Raw genomic sequence first — 19,730 nt, 5'->3', positions numbered from 1 at the left:
GTGCTCAGCAGCCTGATCTGCACGTTCACCCAGGCACTCACCCGTTCGGCGTCGGTGTCCGCGGACCGCAGGACTCCCATGCCCTCCGCTGCCTTGCGCAGACCCGCGCCGTGTCGGACTCGCGGAGGTTCGCCAGCTCGTCCGCGTAACGCAGCTCCGCCGGCGGGCGCTGCAGGTCCTGGTTCACTGTCATCGCGTCAGCTCGGCGAGGTCGGCGAGCAGCTCGGACGCGGCAAGCGGGTCGAGCTCGCCGAACGGCAGCGGGTTGCTCGGTGACCACTCGCCTTCGGGCCGGTCGTTGAGCCACAGGTGGTCGATGCGGTGCTCGGGGTCCATGGTCAGATCCCCGACGGTGAGACCGGGATCCAGGTTGAGCACGACGGCCCGGTCGCCGATCTTCTTGGCCAGCCACGGTTCACAGCCGTTGTCGGCGGCTCTCGCCCGCTCCCAGCCGCGCTTGACCAGGCGGAGCACGTTGCCGACGCTCACCGTGACGTCCTGGAACCGGGCCAGCTCGACACCGGTCCGCTCCTGCTCGGACAGTGCGTGGACGGCGCGGCCCAGCTGCGGGAACGGCTGGAGTATCTCGTAGTCGGCGAACAGTTCCGACCATTTGCCGAGCTCGCTCCCCAGCTCCAGCGGGTGGGCGATGGCGACAATCGCCTTGTCGGGCAAGGTGAACTCGTCGTCCTCGACGTCGGCGAAGGTACGGTCCTCGGCGAGCCGGAACGCGATCACCTCGCCGCCGGACTCGCTCAGCCAGACCAGCCTGCGGACGATGTGCCAGAGCAGCGGGTGCCCGGCGAGCAGCTCCCGGAACTCGGCGCCGCTCCATGCGCGCCGGGTCACCATGGCCTGTTCCATCCGCTGGATCTCGTCGGCGGCGACGGTGCGGACGTCCTTCTTCAGCGCCGCGAATCGCTTGTACTCGGCGGGCGCCAGCTCCGGGTCGTCCTTCACACCCGGTTTCGGGAGTGCCTTGCGGTGCTTGCCGTCTTCGTCGGCGACGAACGGGTTGAGTCGCTCGTCGAACCCGACCACGAACCGGCGCGTCCCGTAGTCGACGATCAAGGTGGCGTCCTCGTCGAGGCCGAAGGTGGGCACCAGCCGGTCGGACAGCTGGTCGGCACTGAGGCCCAGTTCTTCGGCGACCACGGCCATCTTCTCGCGCGCGCGTTCTTTCAGCGCCTTGAACTTGGCCTTATGGGAGATGCGGTTGAGCTGGGTCAGCGCCGCGTCCGTGCCGATCTCCGCGAGGACCTCCAGCCCGGCCACCGCGCGGTGATGCCCGCCCTCTCCAGGCCAGGCGTTGACGATCGGCGAAAGCCTGCGCACCACGTCGTCGTCACCGAACCAGCCGAGCATGAGCAACGCCCAGCTGTCGACCACGGGCATGCCTGCCGACCGCCACTGCTGGAAAAGCGCCCAGGCGAACTCGCTCAACGACCTCGGGTCGCACAGCTCACGGATGACTTCCACACCCGGGTAGATCTCGTCTTTCTTGCACAGCCCCAGCGCCGTGATGACGTGGCGCGTCGCTTCCGGAGACAGCGCGAACTCCCCGCCCCGAAGAAGAAGCTGTGGCAACAGGTGCGGGTCGGCCCACATACCGGTCGCGGGCATCTTGGGTGGCAGCGACTCCAGCGGATCCTCGGCGGCCAATGCCTCGATCGCGGCGGTCGCCTCTGGCCCGTAGCCTTTCGCGGCTTCGACGATGTCCGCCGAGTTCTTGAGGAAGCGCAGCGCGGCCTCGGCGGCGATCCGTTCCTTGCCCGCCTTGCCCAGCGCCGCCGGGATGAGCAGCTTCGCGGCCTCGACGCCATGACGGCTCAGCCAGGCGACGGCCACCAGCCGCGCCGCCTTCAGCCGCACCAGCCAGTCGGCCATCACCGACGCCACCTCGGCGTCGAGGAACGGCAGCAGCACTTCGCCCGCGACCGACGGCTTCGCGCGAGCGGCGGCGAGTGCGTAGCCGCGGGCGGCCAGCCCGAACCTGCCCACGGCCCGTTTCGACCAGATGTCTTCGTCGTAGCCGGTCAGCGGCCAGCGGTCCAAGACCGGCAGGACGAACTCGGCTGGCGCCTGCACCAGGAGCGTGTTGTCCCAGTAGCCGTGGCGGCCGGACTTCACGACGTCGTCGATCGCGCGCTGCCAGTCCGTCTTCGCGCGCCAGTTGTACAGATGAACGTGGATGGCCGCCAGCGCCTCTTGCTCGCCGTCCTGGAAGACGATGCGACGCTCACCCGGCGCGACCAAGTCCTTCAGCACGAGCGGCTTCTTCGTGGACCGTTCGCGGTTCCACGGCGGGTCCGCGAGCAGCGGCGGCAGCAGGACGGCAGGTGCTTCGGCCACCCGGCCCTCGCCGCTGAGCACCTTTTCGATCCGCGCTCGCGGCTCCTCCGGCAGACCGGGGTCGCGCGCGAGCTCGACGTTTTCGAGCACGTGGGCGCGGAACAGCAAAGCGGCCTGCTCACCGGTCGCGGCGCCGAGCAACCGCAGCGCGCGCACCGGGTACCGGCGCATCATGTCGAGGACGACCGGCTGGACGTGCTGACGGTCGATCCGGTCCAGCAGCAGACCGAACGCCTCGTCCGTCGGGAACGCGCCGAGCGTCTCGGCCAGCAGTTTGGTGCTTTCGGCGGAGGGGAACCGGTCCAGCGCGCGGGCGATCGCCGGGGCCAGCGCCGGCCCCATCGCGTCGGCCAGGTTGTACAAGGCCACAGACCCGTGGAAGACCAGGTCGAAGTGCTGATCAGCGCTCAGCGCTTCGACCTGCGCGGCCGTTGCCGCCGAGAGCAACGTCCAGCGAAGGCGATCGGGGTACCCCTGCATGGGGTGTTTGGCGACCAGTTCGTCCACCCAGTGCTGCTCGGTGGGCACCAGGTACGAGACCACCAGATTGCCGAACTCGGACCGCCGGTGCCCGGTCAGCATGGTGACGGCACGCTGGTAGGTCTCTTCGTCGGTCTTCGCGAGCACAGCCCGAACCCGTTCGGCCAGCCCGCGACTCCAATACGGGTCGGGGATCTCGCCGTCGGGCCGGTAGCGGAGCCCGAGCTTGTGGGTGCCCGGGCTCACCCAGTGATGGCCCAGTTCGATGTGCGCCAGCTCCGCGATGGCCTCCGCGGCGAACAGCAGCCCGTGCTCGGAGATCCAGGCGTCGGCGAACGTGTTTCCTGAGGGCGACTCCCTGACGTGCCGGAGCATCGTGGCGATCACGGCCGCGCCCTGCGGGTTCGCTTCACCGCCGAGCCAGGCGACGGCCGCTTTGACGAGCTCAGGTGGATTTTCCGGCAGGTCGAGGAGCGGCTGGAGCTCCGCCGTGGTGGAAAGCCAGGCTCTCACCGCCCGCGCTGCGCCTTCGTTGAGATCCGGGACCTCAAGATCCGTGCCGCCCCGGCGCGGGTGCACCTTACCCCGCCAGGTTTTCGGCAGCACCCAGCTCGTCTCGTCCGTGGACACCATCAGAAACCCCCAGCTCGCGTTGATCGTCGCGACAGACCTTATGACGGCGCACCGACACTTTTTCGCGGAACCGGTGTCGACGGGGCATCGGAGTTGCGCCGTACGGGTGGCGCGCACAGTGAGACCGGCTCCGGGCTACAGGTCGTTACCGGCGTAGGAGAGGTTGAAACTCTTGTTGGTCAAGGGAAAGTCGGGCACGATCGTGTCGGCCAGCGCGACCGGCAGCGCGGGCCAGTTGAAAAAGCTGGGGTCCACGATCTTCACCCGCGCGAGCCTGCCGTCGCCGGTGAGCTCGACCCGGTGCACGATGGTGCCTCGCCAGCCTTCGACGATCCCGACCCCGGACCGCGCGTCGCCGCCCGGCTCCGCGCTGAAGGTGAACGATCCGGTCTCTCCGCCGAGTTCTTCGGTCAGTTCGCAGATCATCGTGATCGACTCGGCGATCTCCTCGGCGCGTACCAGGAACCGGGACAGCACATCCCCGTCGGTGCGGACCCGCGTGGCGCGCGGGAACCGCGTGGGGAGGAACGGGTGGTCGTGGCGGGCGTCGGCGGCCAGGCCGCTGGCGCGCGCGACGTAGCCGAGGGTGCCCAGGTCGGTGGCTTGGGCTGTGGTGAGGACCGCGGTGCCGGTGAACCGGTCGGCGACCACGGTGTTGGCGAGCGCTAGGTCGACGATCTCGGCGACGTCGGCGCCGATCGCGGCCAGCGCGGCGAGGTCGGGCAGCGTGCGGACCTCGGCGCCGCCGGGCCGGATCGCGCCACGGAGCAGGCGGTGCCCGGTCACGGCGTCGTTGATCCGCAGCAGCCGCTCGCGCACACGCTGGGCGTGGGCGTTGAGGATGGCGTAGGCGACGTCGTTGCACAGCGCGCCGAGGTCGGTGACGTGGTTGTAGAGCCGTTCCAATTCCAGCAGGATCGCGCGCAGCCGCTGCGCGTGCTGTGCCACGGCGATGCCGCGGGCGTCCTCGACCGCGAGGCAGTAGGCGAGGTTGTGGCCGACCGCGGTGTCCCCGCTGACCCGTTCGGCCAGTTCGACCGCCTGATCGGGCCCGCGGCCTTCGAACAGCTTCTCCAGTCCTTTGTGGACGAACCAGAGGCGGGCCTTGAGGTTCAGGATGGTCTCGCCGACGACGGAGAAGCGGAAGTGTCCCGGTTCGATCATCCCGGCGTGCACCGGGCCGACCGGGATTTCGTAGACCCCTTGTCCTTCGACGGTGCGGAACGGGTATGGGCCGTCGACGTCGCCGAACTCGGGCGGCTCGCCCGCGTCGCCCAGCATGGGGTACCAGCCGACCGGCCAATGGAAGTGCCGGACCAGCCGCCTCGGCAGCGGATGGCCGGTCGCCGTGATGCCGAACAGGTCACGCATCTCGCGTTCGAACCGGCCGGCGGGAAACGACATCCCGGCGAGACTGGGCACCCGGGGATCCGCGCGGTCGAGCGGGACGTGCAGTTCCACGCGCCGGTCGGGCGCGGTCGCGGTGAACAGGTACACCGCGCGCAGGGCGCCGCCGTCGTCGTGCCCGGCGATCAGCGCCAGGCGGTGCCCGTGTTCGAGCAGCGCCCGCGCGCGCTCGGGCAGTTCGGCGGCGTCGATGGTGCGGGCGCTGCGGTGGAGTCCCGCGTCGTCGCTGAACGAGGTCATGGTGTCCCTGTGATGGTCGTGGCGGCGGTGTGCAGGAGCGGGGTCAGCGGCCAGGCGGCGATCCCGAGCGCGGCGCAGGTGAGCAGGCCGCCGATCAGCACGACGCCGACGGTGATCGGCAGTTCCCGGGGCGCGGTCGCCGCGCCGGGGCCGTCCGGCGGCGCGCCGAGCAGCATGCGGCTGGTGTGCCCGATCAGCGCGGCGGCGATCACCACGACCAGCGCCACCGCCACCGCGGTGACCCAGCCCAGCCCGGCGGTGAATCCCGCCCGGGCGATGCCGAGCTCGCTGGCGAAGACGCTGAACGGGGGCAGCCCGATCAGTGCCAGCACCCCGGCTCCGAGGCAACCGGCCAGCGCGGGCTGGCTCGCGGCCAGCCCTCGTACGCCGTCGATCCGGCTGGTGCCGGTGGTCTGCAGCAGCCTTCCGGCGGACAGGAACAGCGTGGCTTTGGCCAATCCGTGCCCGAGCACGTGCAGCAGCGCCGCGGCCACGGCGAGCGGGCCGCCGATCGCGGCGCCGAGCGCGACCAGGCCGAGATGCTCGATGCTGGAATAGGCGAGCATCCGCTTGTAATCGCGCTGGGCCAGCAGCAACGACGCCGCCACCACCAGCGACGCGAGCGCCATGACGATCAGCACGGCGCGGCTGAATCCGGCGCCCAGCGCGGCGTCGGCGATGACCTTCACCCGCAGGATCGCGTAGAACGCGACCGAGAGCAGGACCCCCGACATGAGCGCGGACACCGGGGCGGGTGCTTGGCTGTGGGCGTCGGGCAGCCAGGCGTGCAACGGCGCGAGCCCCGCCTTGGTGCCGAACCCGATGAGCAGCAGTACCACGGCGATGCGGGTCACCGCGGGGTCCAGGCCGGACGCGTGCGCGGTGAGCGCGGCCAGGTCCAGCCCCGGGCCGCCGGGCGCGTGCCTGCCGGCGAAGTTGAGCAGGAACGTGCCCAGCAGCGCGAGCGCGATGCCCGCGGAGCAGATCACCACGTACTTCCACGCCGCCTCGACCGCCGCACGGGTGCGCCGCTGCCCGACCAGGAACGCGGTGACGATCGTGGTGGCCTCGACCGCGATCCACACCACCCCGAGGTTCGCCGCCAGCACGGCCAGCGCCATGGCGGCCAGGAAGACCTGCACGAGCACGCTGTGCCGGGCCGCGGTCCGCGCGGTGGCCCGGCCCGCGTCGATCTCGCCGCGCAGATACGCCGGAGTGGCCGCGGTGGCAGGCAGCGCGACCGCGCCGATCACGATCAGCATGAACGTCGACAGCGCGTCGGCCCGCAGCAATCCGGTCTGCCGCTGCGATCCCGGTATGGCGGTGGCGATCGCGGCCGCCAGCACGAGCGCCGACGATCCGGCGCTCACCCAGCGGGTCGCCGGGCGCCATCCGGCGAGCAGGTAGACCGCGGCGCCGAGCAGCGGCACCACCACGGGCACGAGAACGAGGACGCCGGTCATGAGTCGCGCAGCTCCCGTAGTTCGTCGAGATCGGCGTCGCCGAAGGTTTCGCGCATCCGGGTGGCGAGGATCTGCAGCACCAGCACGGCCAGTAGCACATCGAGTGACACCCCGAGTTCCACGACCGGCCCAGCGCCGGCGGTGGTGAGAAACCCGACGGCGGTGATCCCGTTGTCCATCAGCAAGAACCCGACCAGTTGCGAGAGCGCGCGCCGCCGGGTGACGAGCACGAAGAACCCGATCAGCACGACCGTCATCCCGATCGGGATCGCCTGCGTCGCGGGCGAGGGCGCCAGCTCGACCAACGGCTGCGACACCGCGTAGGCCAGCAGCGTCAGCACCGCGGCCGCCAGCAGGGAGGCGGCCACGTTCACCAGCGGCCGCGTCTCCCGCCTGCCTTGCCCGGCGCCCGCCAGCGCGCGGCGCAGCAGATACGGCAGGACCCCCGCGCGCAGCACGGCGATCCCGGCCGCGACCACGGCGAGTTCGAGCGAGCGCTCGTGCGCGGCGAGCACCGCCACCAGCGCGGCGAGCGCCAGTCCCTGCGCGGCGAACACGCGGATGATCACCGCGAGCTCGCGCCGCCACACGATGAGGACCGCGGTCAACAGCAGCGCGCCGCACGCCAGATCCAGCGCCTGCGCATATCCCGTGTCAGTCACGGTCTGAGTCCTCAGTGGACATCCGACGACGGTCCTTTCGTTTCAGGCCAAGAAGAACGACGCGGCGACGGCGAGCAGCGCCAGCAGGAACGAGCCGGCGAGCAGCTCGGGCACCCGGAACAGGTGCAGCTTGGCCACGAACACCTCACCGGCCGCCAGCACGACGCCGAGTACCGTGACCTTGCCCAGCCACACCAGCAGGCCGAGGCCGATCGCCAGTGGTGTCGCCGAGGTCGCGATGCCCCATGGCGCGAACAGGTTGGCCAGCAGGCCGAGGAACACCGTCAGCCGCATCGCCGACGCGAGCTCGACCATCGCCAGATCCGGTCCCGCGTATTCGAGGACCATCGCCTCGTGCACCATCGTCAGTTCCAGGTGCGTCGACGGGTTGTCCACCGGCAGCCGCCCGGTCTCGGCGACGATCACCACGATGAGCGCGACCGCCGCGAGCAGGCTGGCGGGGGAGATCACCCGGGCCGGGTCGTGCAGGGTCGAGGTGACGATCGCCGCGAGGTTCGTCGACCCGACCCGCACCGACAACGCGAAGATCGCCACCAGCAGCGTGGGCTCCACCAGCGCGATGATCGTCATCTCGCGGCTGGCGCCCATCCCGCCGAACGCCGTCCCGGTGTCCAGCCCGGCCAGCGCCAGCGCGACCGTGCCCAGCGCGAGCAGCGCCACCACCGCGAACAGGTCCGCCACACCCGCCGCCGCCGACTCGGTGGTGAGCAGCGGGGTCACCACCGCGACGACCAGCGTGGTCGCCACCAGTACCAGCGGCGCGGCACGGAACACCTCGCTGGTGCCGCGCGGCGCGAGGGAGTCCTTGCGCAGCAGCTTGCGCAGATCACGCCACGGTTGCCAGATCCCCGCGCCTGCCCGGCCTTCCAGCCGCGCCCGGATCTGCCGCATCACCCCGACCAGCACGGGTGACCCGGCCACGACGACGACCGGCTGCAGCACGCCACCGACGACCCCGAGCGCGCTCATCGCGTCACCGCCAGCAGCAGCAAAACCCCGCACACCGTGTAGAAGCCATAGCCGAGATACCGGTGCACACTTCCGGTCGCGAGCCGCCGTCCCGCCCGTCCCCAGGCCGCCACCGCGGCGAGCACCGGCTCGTAGAGGCGGCGTTCGATCCGGTCCGGCACGCGGCGCCGGTAGTCCACGGCCTGCACCAGATACGCGGATTCCCGGTGGTGGGTCACGTCGATGTCGGTCTCGGGGCGCACGACGTCGTCGAACACCCGCTGCAGCGGCTCGGCGAACGACGTCGCGGTGTATTCCATCCGCGCGGACATCGGGCCCGCGCCGCAGTCCCACAGCCGCGCCGCCCGCCGCGTCCGCCGGGTCGCGGCCACCCGCACCGCACCGGCCACGGCGAGGACGGCGGCCACGAGCGCGAGCGTGAGCATCAGCGGCGAGAGGGAGCCCGCGAACCCGGCCAGCCGGAGGGTGACGGTCCCGCTCACCGCCGGTGCCGCGGAGTCCAGCACCGCGGACGCGGCCATGGTGACCGACGGCAGCACGAGCGCGGGCGCGAAGGCCAGTGCCGCGCAGGCCATCGCGGCGATGCCCATCCCCGCGAGCATGGTCGGCGGGCTTTCGCGCGCGTTCAACGCGCCGACGCCGCGCGGGCGCGCCAGGAACCCGACACCGAACGCCTTGACGAACGTCGCCACCGCCAGACCGGCGGTCAGCGCGACCGCCGCGACCGCGACCGGCATCGCGATCGCGGTCGCCACACCCGAGGCGGGCAGGCCGTGGATCAGCGCCTGCAGCAGCAGCCACTCGGACACGAACGCGGTGCCGGGCGGCAGCGCCGACGCCGCGAGCGCACCCCACCCGAACGCCGCGGTCGTCACCGGCATCGTGGCCCGCAACCCGCCGAGCGCGTCGAGGTCCCGGCTGCCGGTCGCGTGCAGCACCGAACCCGCCGCCAGGAACAGCAGCGTCTTGAACGCCGCGTGCCCGAGCACGTGCAGCAGCGCCGCGGCCAGCGCCAGTGCCGCCAGTCCGCGGTCGCCGGAGGTGGTGAACAGCCCGGCCGCGCCGACGCCGATGAGCACCAGCCCCATGTTCTCGGTCGTGGAATATCCCAGCAGCCGCTTGAGATCGGCGCTCATCGCGGCCTGCAGGATCCCGTACACCGCGGAGACCGCGCCGAGCGTGAGCACCAGCAGCCACCACCACCGGGCGCCGCCACCGAGCAGATCCAGCCCGACCCGCACGATCCCGTACACCCCGAGATTCACCATCGCCGCCGACATCAACGCCGACACCGGGCTCGGCGCCTCGGGATGAGCGCGCGGCAACCACGCGTGCAGCGGCACGATCCCCGCCTTCGACGCGAAACCCGCCAGCGTCACCACGAACACCACCCCCGCGACCGCGGGCGACAACCCAGCCGCGCGCAGGTCGGCGAACGAGTCACCGGTGGCGTGCCCGGCCAGCAGCACCAGCCCGATGAGGACGGCCGCGAAACCGAGATGTGTCATGACCGCGTACCACCGGCCCGCTCGGGCGACCTCCGGGCGGCGGCGGTGCTCGGCCACCACGAGCAGCAGCGACGTGACCGCCATCAGCTCCCAGCTCACCAGCACCGTGCCGACGGTGGAGGCGACCGGCACCAGCAGCATCGCCACCACGAACACCGGCAGCACCGCCTGGAACCCGCGGGCGGCCAGCCCGTGGCGGGTATAGGAAATCCCGTAAATGCCGGTGGCCACCGCGACACCGCCGGTCACGGCGACGAACAGCCCGCCCAGCGCGTCCATCGTGAGCGCCACGCCCGACAACGGCAACAACCCAGGCAACGCAAGGGAAAACGACTGACCCGTCATCGCCGCCGCTCCGGCCACCACGCCCGCGGCGCCGGTCACCGTGATCCCGGCGCCCACCACCGCCGCGCGCGCCCGTGCCGGCACCAGCAGAGCGGCGAGTGCACTGAGCACGCCGGACACCACGGCAACACCGAAGGCGGCTGATACGAGGCTCATCGGCCGGTCAGCTTCCGCAGCCCGTCGACGATCTCCTCGGGCCGCGGCGGGCAGCCCGCGATCTCGAGATCCACCGGCACCACGTCCGAGACCGCACCGGCCACCCCGTAGGCCCCGGCGAACGCGCCACAGTTGCGGGCGCAGTCACCGACGGCGACCACCAGCCGCGGCGCCGGGGTCGCCTCGTAGGTACGGCGCAGCGGAGCGGCCATGTTCCGCGTCACCGGCCCGGTCACCAGCAGCGCGTCCGCGTGCCGAGGAGACGCGACCAGCCGCGCGCCGTAGCGTTCGGCGTCATAGACAGGGCCGAACGCCGACCCGATCTCCACCTCACAACCGTTGCACGACCCGGCATCCACATGCCGCACCTGCACCGAACCGCCGAATCCCGCCGCCGTGGGCACGACAGGGCCACGACGAGGCGGCGCGGTTTCGGCCACCCGGCCGGTCCGGCGGATCTTGCGCCACAAACCCAGCACGTCAGCTCCTGACTCTCACCCTCATGCCTCGCGCTGCGCCGGCATCGTATTCAGCACTTGCAAACCTTAGCAAGTGTTGAATTATAGCGCCCGATAGGCCGTGTCCAGCTGACTACAGGGCATGACAAGGGGAGACGCGTGTGCTCGACCTGTCACAGGCCGCGCGGATGGTCGTGGCCGGAAGGCTCGAAGGCGATCGCGGATCGGCTGCGCACCGTGCACGGCTGGACCGCGGTCGTGCCACGAGACGGCGAGCGGGTGCTGCTCTGAGCGCGGCGATGATCCACCGCGTCCGCTAGGTCGTTCGCCCCCAAATGTTCTCGCTGACCGTATGGGCGGTGCTGCACCAGCTCGGCAAGCAAGGCGTGATCGACCTGTTCGATCACTACCTGCGCCACGCCCAGCTGCTGCGGGAGCTGATCAGCGAGCAACCCGACCTGGAGCTGGTCACCGCCGACCCCTGGGCGATCACCTGTTTCCGATACCAGCCCAAGGATTTCACCGGCGACATCGACGAACTCCACGCAGGCAGGCAACTGGTCACCAGCTGAGCCGACCTCCTCGCCGAGGTGTCACCTCGCGGAGGTGGGCCTTTGGTCCCGCCGCGGCGGGACCAAAGCGCGCAGCGGTATCGGTGCCGCGACCGTAGTTTCGAACCAGACATGATCAGGGAGGCGTTTTTCATGCGAGCCCGAGACGTGATGAGTTCACCGGTGATCACCGTGACGCCGCGGACCTCGGTCAAGGAGGCGGCCTTGTTGCTGTCCTCACACGGTTTCACCGCGCTGCCGGTGGTCGACGAGGATGACCGGCTGATCGGCATCGTCACCGAGGCTGACCTGATCCGCGACCGGATCCCGAAGGACCCGCGTTACCGTCACGGTGACACGGGTCCGGGCACGCATCCGTCGATCCCGGTGACCGTGCGCGCGGTGATGACCACCCCGGCCACCGGCATGGGGCAGGGCACCGATGTCAACGATCTGTGCCAGGCGCTGGTCGACGCCCGTATCCGTGCGATGCCCATTGTGGACGGTTCGACCGTGGTCGGGATCGTCACCAGGGGAGACATCGTCCGGGTGCTGGCCAGGACCGATCAGGCGATCGCCGCCGATGTCCGGCACCGGCTGGAGATCTACGGCGGTGCGAACCGCTGGACGGTCGAGGTGAACGACGGCTCGGTGCGTGTCGAGGACGCGTTCGACAGTGAGTCCGATCGGCACGTCGCCACGCTGCTCGCGCTGGCCGTGCCCGGCGTGGTCGACGCGGAGGTCGGCTTCGGGGTCAAGGGAAATCGGCGATGAGCGGGCAGCGGGTCGTGGCCGGGGTCGACGGTTCGCCCGAGTCGGACCTCGCGGTGCGCTGGGCCGCCCGGATCGCGGCCCAGCGCAGGCTGCCGCTGCACATCGTGCACGCGATCCACGTCGCGGGCCTGTACTACGGCGGCGGCGGGATGTCGGGTGTCGGCGCGTTCATCGCACTCGCGCAGGAAGACGCCGCGAAAATGATGAACGAGTCGATCGCGCTCGCCCGCGCGGTCGGGCCGAACCTGACAGTCACGTCTGAGATGCCGAGCATCGCCGCATCTTCCGCGCTGATCGAGCTGTCGCGCGACGCGAAGCTCGTCGTCGTCGGCAAATCCGGCCGCGGCGAGTTCACCGGCATGCTCGTCGGCTCCACCGCCGCGGCCGTGATCAGCCACGCGCACTGCTCGGTCGCGGTGATCCGGCACCGGCCCGATGTTCTCGCGGTCCCCGCCGGCGGCCCGGTCGTCGTCGGCGTCGACGCTGGCCCGAACAGCGACCACGCGATCGCGCTGGCCTTCGAGGAAGCCTCACAGCGCCGTGCGCCACTCGTCGCCCTGCACGCGTGGTCCGACGTCACTTACGACTCGACCGGCGGCGCCACCCGGGTCCCGGTGCAGTGGGAGAGCATCGAGGAGGACGAAAGGCGCGCGTTCGCCGAGCGGATGGCCGGCTGGGGCGAGAAGTACCCCGACGTCGAAGTCCATCGTGAACTCGTGCGTGACCGGCCGCGGCACGCGTTGCTCGAGCAAGCGGAGAAGGCGCAGCTCGTCGTGGTCGGCAGCCGCGGGCGCGGTGGCTTCCGCGGGATGCTGCTCGGTTCGACCAGCCAGGCGCTGGTGCACTTCGCGGCCTGCCCGGTGCTGGTGGCGCGTCCGTACGAGGGCTGATGACCGCGCCGGCGGCGCGGCACCGCTGCTCACGGCGGTCACCGCCGGCCGATTGCAAACTGAAACACGTTCTACTACGCTCGGCGCTGTGAGATACGGGATAGTGCTGTTCACGAGCGATCGCGGGATCGCGCCCGCTGCGGCCGCCCGCGCGGCCGAAGCGGCCGGGTTCGCGTCGTTCTCGGTCCCGGAGCACACGCACATCCCGGTCAAACGCGAGTCGCCGCACCCGCGCACGGGCGATTCGACGCTGCCGGACGACCGGTACCTGCGCACCCTCGATCCGTGGGTCGCGCTCGCCACGGCGGCTTCGGTGACCAGCCGGATCCGCCTCTCCACCGCGGTCGCGCTGCCGGTGGAGAGCGACCCGATCACCCTCGCGAAGACGATCGCCAGCCTCGACCACCTGTCCGGCGGCCGCGTGACGCTGGGCGCCGGCTTCGGGTGGAACGTCGACGAGCTGACCGACCACGGCATCCCTGGGAGTCGCCGCCGCACGGCACTGCGCGAATACCTGGAGGCGATGCGTGCACTGTGGACGGACGAGATCGCCGAGTACGAAGGCGAATTCGTCCGCTTCGGCCCGAGCTGGGCTTGGCCGAAACCGGCGCAGGCGCGGATACCGGTCCTGCTCGGCGCGGGCGGCACGGAGAAGAACTTCCGCTGGATCGCCCGCGCCGCCGACGGCTGGCTCACCACACCGTCCGATGTGGACATCGACGCGCAAGTGGCATTGCTGCACGAAGTCTGGCGCGACGCGGGCCGTTCCGGCACACCCGAGGTGGCGGTACTGGCCGGTCGCCCGGATCCCGAGAAGCTCGCACACCTGAAGTCGATCGGAGTCACGGAAGCGATCTTCGGCCTGCCCGATCGTGACGCCGCCGAAGTCGTGGCCTGGATCGGCCGATTGGCAGGGAAACTCGGTCTCGGCTGAGCCGTATTCATTGGGTAACCGGGGGCGGGCGGCGCGAGCGCCGCCCGCCCCCGGTCTCACCTTGCCCTGAAGTACCGGCTGGTGAGTTCGATGTTCCGGATCGCCTCGTCGACCAGCGGCAAGGTCTCCTTCGTCTGGCCGCTGAGGATGTTGCGGAACTGGAGCTCGAACCGGCCAGCCGCCCTGTCCTTACGCGAGGCCAGCTGCGAGCGGATGCAGTTGGTCAGCGTGTCCGGCCCGGTCAGCACGCAGACCGAACCGTCGGCTCCCTTGTCCAGCAATGGATTGTCGGTCACCGCCGCCTTGCCTGCTCGCAGGTTCGCCGCCTCCTGGGTGTAGATCGCGGGGAGGTTGGTGAGCGAGTTCGTCCCGTAGACGAGCGCGCGCAGTTGGTCGTCGGTCTCCTTCGCCCTCGGGAAACCCAAGTCCGTGTACGCCTTGAGTAGCCGCATGTTGTCCTTCAGTGCGGCGGTCTCCGGCAGCGCGTCCGGGCGGCTGAACTGCGATGCCACGAGGTCGTAGAACGAGGCCCGTCGCTGTGCCAGTTCCTTGTTGGCGGCGGCGACGTGGGCGAAGTCGAAGCGGATCGGCGGATCAGGCGTGCCGAACGTGCTGCTCATGGCCGCTGTCGCGTCGCCGCGGTCGCGGCAGTTCGCGGGCACGGCGTCGCTGGGCTCGTCGTAGCTCTTCCACGAACACAGCGGGATGTTCCGGTGACCGACGACTCCCTGCGCCACCGTGCCACTGGTGCCCGGCTCGGCCATGATCTCCCAGAAGGACGCCTGGTGCGGCGCCAGCCGGGTGTTGACATAGACCATGATCTTTTCGCCGTTGATGGTCTCCCAGTGCCAATCGTGGGCGTTGTACGGATCGGCACTCCACGCCGGGTTCAGCCAGCACGACCGGTATTGCCACTGCGGGTTGAGGTACTGCCCGAACATGGCGGCCTTGGGCAGGTTCTTCCCGGTGAGGAAGTCCGGCTTGTCGATCACCGTGCCTGCGCCGCTGCATGGCCCGACCTTGGTGAACGACGGCGCGGGCAGCTTGTTCACGTCGATGTCCTGCGTCACGTCGGCGAACAGGTCGAACTGGCGCTCCGGCGCCATCACGACGGGGTCCTTGGCCAGCCGTCCGGTAGCGGTCGTGAAGGCGTTGACCGCCGCCGCGTTGTCGTTCAGCAGGCCTGCGAACAAGGGGTTGGTCGCCGCGTTGGGGTTGTTGACCGGCGCGCTGAACCGCTGCGCCGCGTCCCTGATCGCCTTGCCGTTCGCGACGATCTGGTCGGCCCTGACGTTGCCTTCCTTGGCCGCGAACGCGGGGTTCTGGATCGCGGTCAGCGTGTAAGCGCGTGCCGCCTGCGCCCACAGGTCCGCGTTGGGCACCCGGTCGTCCGGCCCGCCCGCGGGCAGCCCGGCCCTGGCCGCGAGGTAGTCGATCGCCCCGACCGGGCCATTGCGCAATGCGTTGTCGAGGTTGCGGTCCTGGTAGTTGCCGAAGGTGAAGTTGTTGTTCCGCGCGGTGGTCTTGGCCGCGAAGGCGAACTTGCTCACCGCGTCCAGGTAGCTGACCGGGCCTTCGTAGTTCTGCAGCGGCATGCCGTTGTTGGTGACGGCGTAGTCGACGTAGCGGTCGGCGGCTTCGAAGAACGCCTGCTTGTCGACGTCGCTGACCCCGTTGAGGATCTGGAGGTTGAAGCCCTGCAGATCCGAGACGGCCTTGATCAGCACGTCGTTGATGCCGTCGAGCTTCTTGTCGACCTTTTCCAGTTCCGCGAGGATTTTGTCGAACCCGGTGAGCATGGTCTGGTAGATCGTGTTCAGGCCCTTTTCGATCCGGTCGAACCGCGTGTTCATCACGTTGTAGACCTTCTCGACGTACTCGCGCATCTGGGCGAAGCCGTTGCGGACCTCCTTGATCACCGCGAGCTGGATCTCCTGGGTCCGGTCGGGACCACTGACCAGCCCGGCGAACGCCTGGATCAGCCCGATGGCCGCGCCCGCGATCGCGCCGATGACGCCGAAGGTGCCCGCGCCGATGCCGGTGCTCACCGCGAGCGTCGCGATGCTGGTGTACAAGGTGTTGACCGCGGTGGCGACCTTGTACACGGTCTCCACAAAGGACGCGAGGTGCTTCGCGAAACCGGTGTCGATGTACTTCGCCAGCGCGACGACGACGTCGAGACCGCCCTTGATCCCGTCGATCTTCTCCTGCTGCGCCTTTTCCCGTTCCTTGGCCTTGTCGAGATCGGCCTTGCTGGGACCGCCGTTCGGCGCGCCGGGGAAGCCCGCCTTGGCGAGCAGGTCGTTGATCGCGGAGGAGACCTTGTTGTTCTCGCCGTTGAGCGTGTCGCGCATTTTGTTGAACTGCTTGCGCAACTCGTCGTAGAACGGAGCCGCGCCTGCCTTGCCCGCGGTGATCAGCGCGTCGATGTTGACGAGATCCTTGAGCGCGCCGAATTTCTTGAGATCGGAGAACGTCCAAGCCGGATTGAGACCCTCAGGGTTCTTCGCAGTCGGCTTGCCGAACTCGCCCTTCCAGGCGTCGCTCAGCACGGCGTCGACCTTGGTGCGGTCGTACACCGAGTTCCACAAGTTGGTCGACGCCAGGGAGTACGCGACGCTGAGCCCGTACTGCTGCTCGGCGCCGCTGAGCCGCTGGCCGACGTGCAGGGTGACGGTGCCCGGTGCGAGATCACGCGCGGTCAGCACGCCGAGCACGCCGGTCAGTTCGGGGCCGCTGAGCTCCGCGCCCGGTGCCGCGTAGACGATCTCGAGCAGCCTGCCCAGCTGGTCCGACCGGGAACGCTGGGCGTCGATCGCGGAGAACCCGGTGTCCATCGCCTGCTGGATGGCGGTGGTGTGCGCGCTGGTGTCCGCCGCGGTCGCGGCCGGGTGCTTGGCTCGCCAGTCGAGCAGCTCGGCGCTGCCGATGACGTGCTTGTCGAACTCCGGCCCCGAATCCTTGACCCGCACGGCCGCGCCGAACAACGCGCTCGACAGCTGCTTGTCGGTGAAGGTGATCGGATCGGCGGCGGCCGCGGGCTGGGCCTGGGTGAGCAGCACCGTGCCCACCAAGGCTCCCGCGATGGCTTTTCGGCGGAAAGGGGATCGCATTGCACTCACTTTCAGTAAACGCGGAATTTGCGTACGCGGTTTTTCTCGGTGCTGGTGAAATAAAGGGTTCCGGTGTTGTCCAGCGCGATCGCGTAGGGATTGATCGTTGCCGCGGTGGCAGGCCCGCCGTCTCCGCCGTCGCCGTACACTCCGGTGCCCGCGACGTCGCTGACGATGCCGTCGGTGCCGATTTTGTGGATGTAGGAATAGAGATCGGCCATGTAGACGTTGCCGTCGGGATCGGTCGCGAGCCCGACCTGCGGGTAGAGATCGGTTTGCGTGGCCTGCTTTCCCGGGCCGCCGTAGCCACGCCGCCCGGTGCCCGCGAAAGTGGTGATGACACCGGCGGGATTCACCTTGCGGATGCGGTAGTTGAAATTGTCGATGATGTAGACGTTCCCGGCGCCGTCGACCGTCAAGTCGGTCGGCGTGTTCAGCTGGGCGGCGGTGGCCTGCCCGCCGTCACCGGTGAACCCGGCGGTGCCGGTGCCCGCGACCGTGGTGATCACCCCGTCGGTGCCGATCCTGCGCACGCGGTGGGTGATCCAGTCCGCGAAGTAGAGGTTGCCCGCCCTGTCGATGGCGAGCCCGTTCGCGGCGATCTGCGCCGACTTCGCCGGGCCGCCGTCGCCGGTGTAGCCCGCCTTGCCGGTGCCCGCGATGGTGGTGATGACGCCTGCGGCGTCGACCTTGCGGATCCGCGTGGCGGCGTCGATGACGTAGAAACCCCCGCCTCCCGCGACGAGCGCCTGCGGTTCGAGCGCGGCCTGGGTGGCGGGGCCGCCGTCGCCGGTGAAGGCACGCTCGCCGGTCCCGGCGACCGTGGTGATGATCCCGTCCTGGCCGACCTTGCGCACCCGCATGCTCACCCCGTCCGAGATGAACAGGCCGCCCCTGCCGTCCGCGGACACCGCTCGCGGCCCTTGGAAGGTCGCCGTGAGCGCCGGCCCGCCATCGCCGGAGAACTTCCACTCGCCGGTGCCCGCGTAGGCGCTGACGGTCGTGTCGACGACCGGCACGACGACCCTGCGCACCCGGTGGTTGGCGTAGTCGCCGACCAGCAGGTTCCCGGTGCGGGTGACGGCCAGCCCCGACGGCGAGTTCAGCTGGGCGGCGGTGGCCTGGCCGCCGTCACCGGAGTAGCCGCCTGCCCCGGTGCCGGCCAGCACGGTGATCGACTGGTCGCGGTTGAGCCGCTTGATCCGCTGGTTCCCGGTGTCGGAAAGGTAGAGCGTGCCGTTGACGTCGGCCGTGACGCCAGCCGGATGGTTCAGCCCGGTGCCGATCTCGGTGCTGACGGCGCCCGCCGCGTCGATTTTCTGCACCCGGTTGTTGTCGGTGTCCGCGATGTGCACGACGCCGAACGCGTCGACCGCGACATCCTCGGGGTAGGCCAGTTCCTTGGCGCCCGAGCCGCTGGTGCCCGTTCCGTCCACAGTGGAGATCTGCTTGCCCGCCAGGTCGACACGCCGGACGCGGTGGTTGTCCCGGTCGGCGATGTACAGCCTGCCGCTGGGGTCCAGCGCGAGGCCGGACGGCCCGTTGAGCCGTGCGGTGGCGGTGCTCCCGTCCCCGGTGAAGCCGTCCTCGCCGGTGCCCGCGACCGTGGTGATCCGCCCGTCGGTGCCCACCTTCCGGACGCGGGCGTCGTAGGTGTCGGCGATGTAGACGTTGCCGTCCTTGTCGACGGCGACACTGCCCGGCGTCTTCATCTTGGCGTCCTTGGCGAGAATGCCGTCGACGTCGCCCGCGCCGTACTCGCCGGTGCCGGCGAAGGTGGAGACCCGGCCCTGCGGGTCGATCTTGCGCACCTTCGAGGCCCAGCGGTCGGCAACGTAGGTGTTGCCCGCGGCGTCGACGGCCACGTCTGACGGCGCCTTCAGCTTGGCGGCGCCCGCGAGCCCGCCGTCACCGGCGGAGTCGTCGTCCCCGGTGCCCGCGAAAGTGGAAATGAGCCCCAGCGCCTCGGCTGGTGCGGCCAGTGCGGGTGGGACCGCGGCACAGCCGAGCACCAGCGCACTCGTGGTCACCGCCCAGATCCGGGCGCGCCGGATTCGGTTGTCCATGCGCGTCTTCTTCCTCGATAGGCGAAAGTTGCCGTCTCAGCCTGAGGTTTCACCGCACGGGAGCGCATGAGTGATCGTCCCGAGAAGCCGGGAGAAACACCCGGTTCTCCAGGACATCCGCTCCCGCCCGGGGGACACGCCGGTTCCACTGAGCACTCACACGGACGGGTGATTCACCGGGGGAAGCAGGTGCCGCTTCCCTGGTCACGTGGACTTCTGCCGATATTTCTGCCAGCTGAAGTGCCTGGTCCGACGTCCACAGGGGATTTACGTTCCCAGCCATGATCACTACTCTCAAGCGGGGCGTCGCCCTCGCGACCGCGACCGCCATCGGCCTCACCCTGACCGCGGGCACCGGCCACGCGGCGTCCCGGATGATCGACGTCTACTTCCACAACGCCGGCGCCTACACCGCCGAAGTCGCGGTTTTCGAAGGCCAGTTCCCCAACGGTGGCGAGAACAACAATCGCCGGATCAACGCGCGCTCCGTGACGGCGGGCCAGGATGGCTATTTCCGCGTCTACCTCGACGACGTGAACGGCTGGACCGCGCGCGGCAGCGCGATGCTCGGCCGCAGGAGCTACTTCGTGTTCGGGCAGGGCTCGGCGAGCAAGGTGTGCTTCCGCTTCGACGGCACCACGATCGCCGGCTTTGAATTCAACATCACCGACTGCTGAGTCACCGTCGCGGCAGCGCGGCTTTGGCCGT

Annotated in this window: 16 protein-coding genes; 6 read left to right on the top strand and 10 right to left on the bottom strand. The window is 69.9% G+C overall.

All coding sequences use genetic code 11. From position 1 onward, the window contains the following. Positions 1-37: 37 nt before the first annotated feature. The 8 genes from BLV57_RS43555 to BLV57_RS39640 form a co-directional block, all read right to left on the bottom strand. Entirely contained in the window at positions 38-193 is a 156-nt protein-coding gene (locus BLV57_RS43555; protein ID WP_176969021.1) for a hypothetical protein, read from the bottom strand. Continuing rightward, on the bottom strand, positions 190-3,465 hold the full coding sequence (locus BLV57_RS39670) for a DUF4132 domain-containing protein (protein ID WP_091299065.1): 3,276 nt from the start codon (positions 3,463-3,465) through the stop codon (positions 190-192). The genes BLV57_RS43555 and BLV57_RS39670 overlap by 4 nt, the downstream gene beginning before the upstream one ends. Before the next feature lie 135 nt (positions 3,466-3,600). After that, positions 3,601-5,112, bottom strand: coding sequence for a hydrogenase large subunit (locus BLV57_RS39665; protein ID WP_091299062.1), 1,512 nt, complete (start codon positions 5,110-5,112; stop codon positions 3,601-3,603). Further along, complete coding sequence (locus BLV57_RS39660; RefSeq protein WP_091299060.1) at positions 5,109-6,575, bottom strand: proton-conducting transporter transmembrane domain-containing protein; 1,467 nt, start codon at positions 6,573-6,575, stop codon at positions 5,109-5,111. Before BLV57_RS39660 ends, BLV57_RS39665 begins: the two co-directional genes overlap by 4 nt. Then, positions 6,572-7,237, bottom strand: a complete 666-nt coding sequence (locus BLV57_RS39655; RefSeq protein WP_091299058.1) for a hypothetical protein — start codon at positions 7,235-7,237, stop codon at positions 6,572-6,574. The genes BLV57_RS39660 and BLV57_RS39655 overlap by 4 nt, the downstream gene beginning before the upstream one ends. 42 nt (positions 7,238-7,279) lie before the next feature. Beyond that, entirely contained in the window at positions 7,280-8,227 is a 948-nt protein-coding gene (locus BLV57_RS39650) for a respiratory chain complex I subunit 1 family protein (protein ID WP_091299055.1), read from the bottom strand. Further along, the gene (locus BLV57_RS39645) at positions 8,224-10,236 is read right to left on the bottom strand and encodes a proton-conducting transporter transmembrane domain-containing protein (RefSeq protein ID WP_091299052.1); all 2,013 of its coding nucleotides are present in this window, start codon (positions 10,234-10,236) and stop codon (positions 8,224-8,226) included. Before BLV57_RS39645 ends, BLV57_RS39650 begins: the two co-directional genes overlap by 4 nt. Then, complete coding sequence (locus BLV57_RS39640) at positions 10,233-10,715, bottom strand: NADH-quinone oxidoreductase subunit B family protein (RefSeq protein WP_218134983.1); 483 nt, start codon at positions 10,713-10,715, stop codon at positions 10,233-10,235. Before BLV57_RS39640 ends, BLV57_RS39645 begins: the two co-directional genes overlap by 4 nt. Before the next feature lie 138 nt (positions 10,716-10,853). Here BLV57_RS39640 and BLV57_RS44300 point away from each other — a divergent pair, with 138 nt between their 5' ends. The 5 genes from BLV57_RS44300 to BLV57_RS39620 all read left to right on the top strand — a co-directional run bounded on the left by BLV57_RS44300 (position 10,854) and on the right by BLV57_RS39620 (position 13,843). Beyond that, positions 10,854-10,985 (top strand): hypothetical protein, encoded by a 132-nt coding sequence (locus BLV57_RS44300; protein WP_281244475.1) that lies wholly within the window; start codon positions 10,854-10,856, stop codon positions 10,983-10,985. Between the two features lie 44 nt (positions 10,986-11,029). Next, complete coding sequence (locus BLV57_RS39635; RefSeq protein ID WP_091299049.1) at positions 11,030-11,266, top strand: hypothetical protein; 237 nt, start codon at positions 11,030-11,032, stop codon at positions 11,264-11,266. Between the two features lie 132 nt (positions 11,267-11,398). Then, complete coding sequence (locus BLV57_RS39630) at positions 11,399-12,019, top strand: CBS domain-containing protein (protein ID WP_091299163.1); 621 nt, start codon at positions 11,399-11,401, stop codon at positions 12,017-12,019. Beyond that, positions 12,016-12,909, top strand: a complete 894-nt coding sequence (locus tag BLV57_RS39625; protein ID WP_091299047.1) for a universal stress protein — start codon at positions 12,016-12,018, stop codon at positions 12,907-12,909. Before BLV57_RS39630 ends, BLV57_RS39625 begins: the two co-directional genes overlap by 4 nt. A gap of 88 nt (positions 12,910-12,997) precedes the next feature. Further along, positions 12,998-13,843 carry an LLM class F420-dependent oxidoreductase gene (locus BLV57_RS39620; RefSeq protein ID WP_091299044.1) on the top strand — a complete coding sequence of 282 codons (846 nt, stop codon included), beginning with the start codon at positions 12,998-13,000 and terminating at the stop codon, positions 13,841-13,843. Between the two features lie 56 nt (positions 13,844-13,899). Here BLV57_RS39620 and BLV57_RS39615 read toward each other — a convergent pair whose 3' ends face one another. Then, the gene (locus tag BLV57_RS39615; RefSeq protein WP_143047277.1) at positions 13,900-16,956 is read right to left on the bottom strand and encodes a hypothetical protein; all 3,057 of its coding nucleotides are present in this window, start codon (positions 16,954-16,956) and stop codon (positions 13,900-13,902) included. A gap of 11 nt (positions 16,957-16,967) precedes the next feature. After that, a complete protein-coding gene (locus BLV57_RS39610) occupies positions 16,968-19,022 on the bottom strand; it encodes an NHL domain-containing protein (protein ID WP_091299038.1) in 2,055 nt (684 codons plus the stop codon). Between the two features lie 281 nt (positions 19,023-19,303). On the opposite strand from BLV57_RS39610, the gene BLV57_RS39605 reads away from it, so the two are divergent. After that, on the top strand, positions 19,304-19,699 hold the full coding sequence (locus BLV57_RS39605) for a hypothetical protein (protein ID WP_091299036.1): 396 nt from the start codon (positions 19,304-19,306) through the stop codon (positions 19,697-19,699). Positions 19,700-19,730 lie beyond the last annotated feature (31 nt).

This window comes from Amycolatopsis xylanica, assembly GCF_900107045.1.
Classification (GTDB): Bacteria; Actinomycetota; Actinomycetes; order Mycobacteriales; family Pseudonocardiaceae; genus Amycolatopsis; species Amycolatopsis xylanica.
This window is presented reverse-complemented; position numbering and strand designations above follow the sequence as displayed.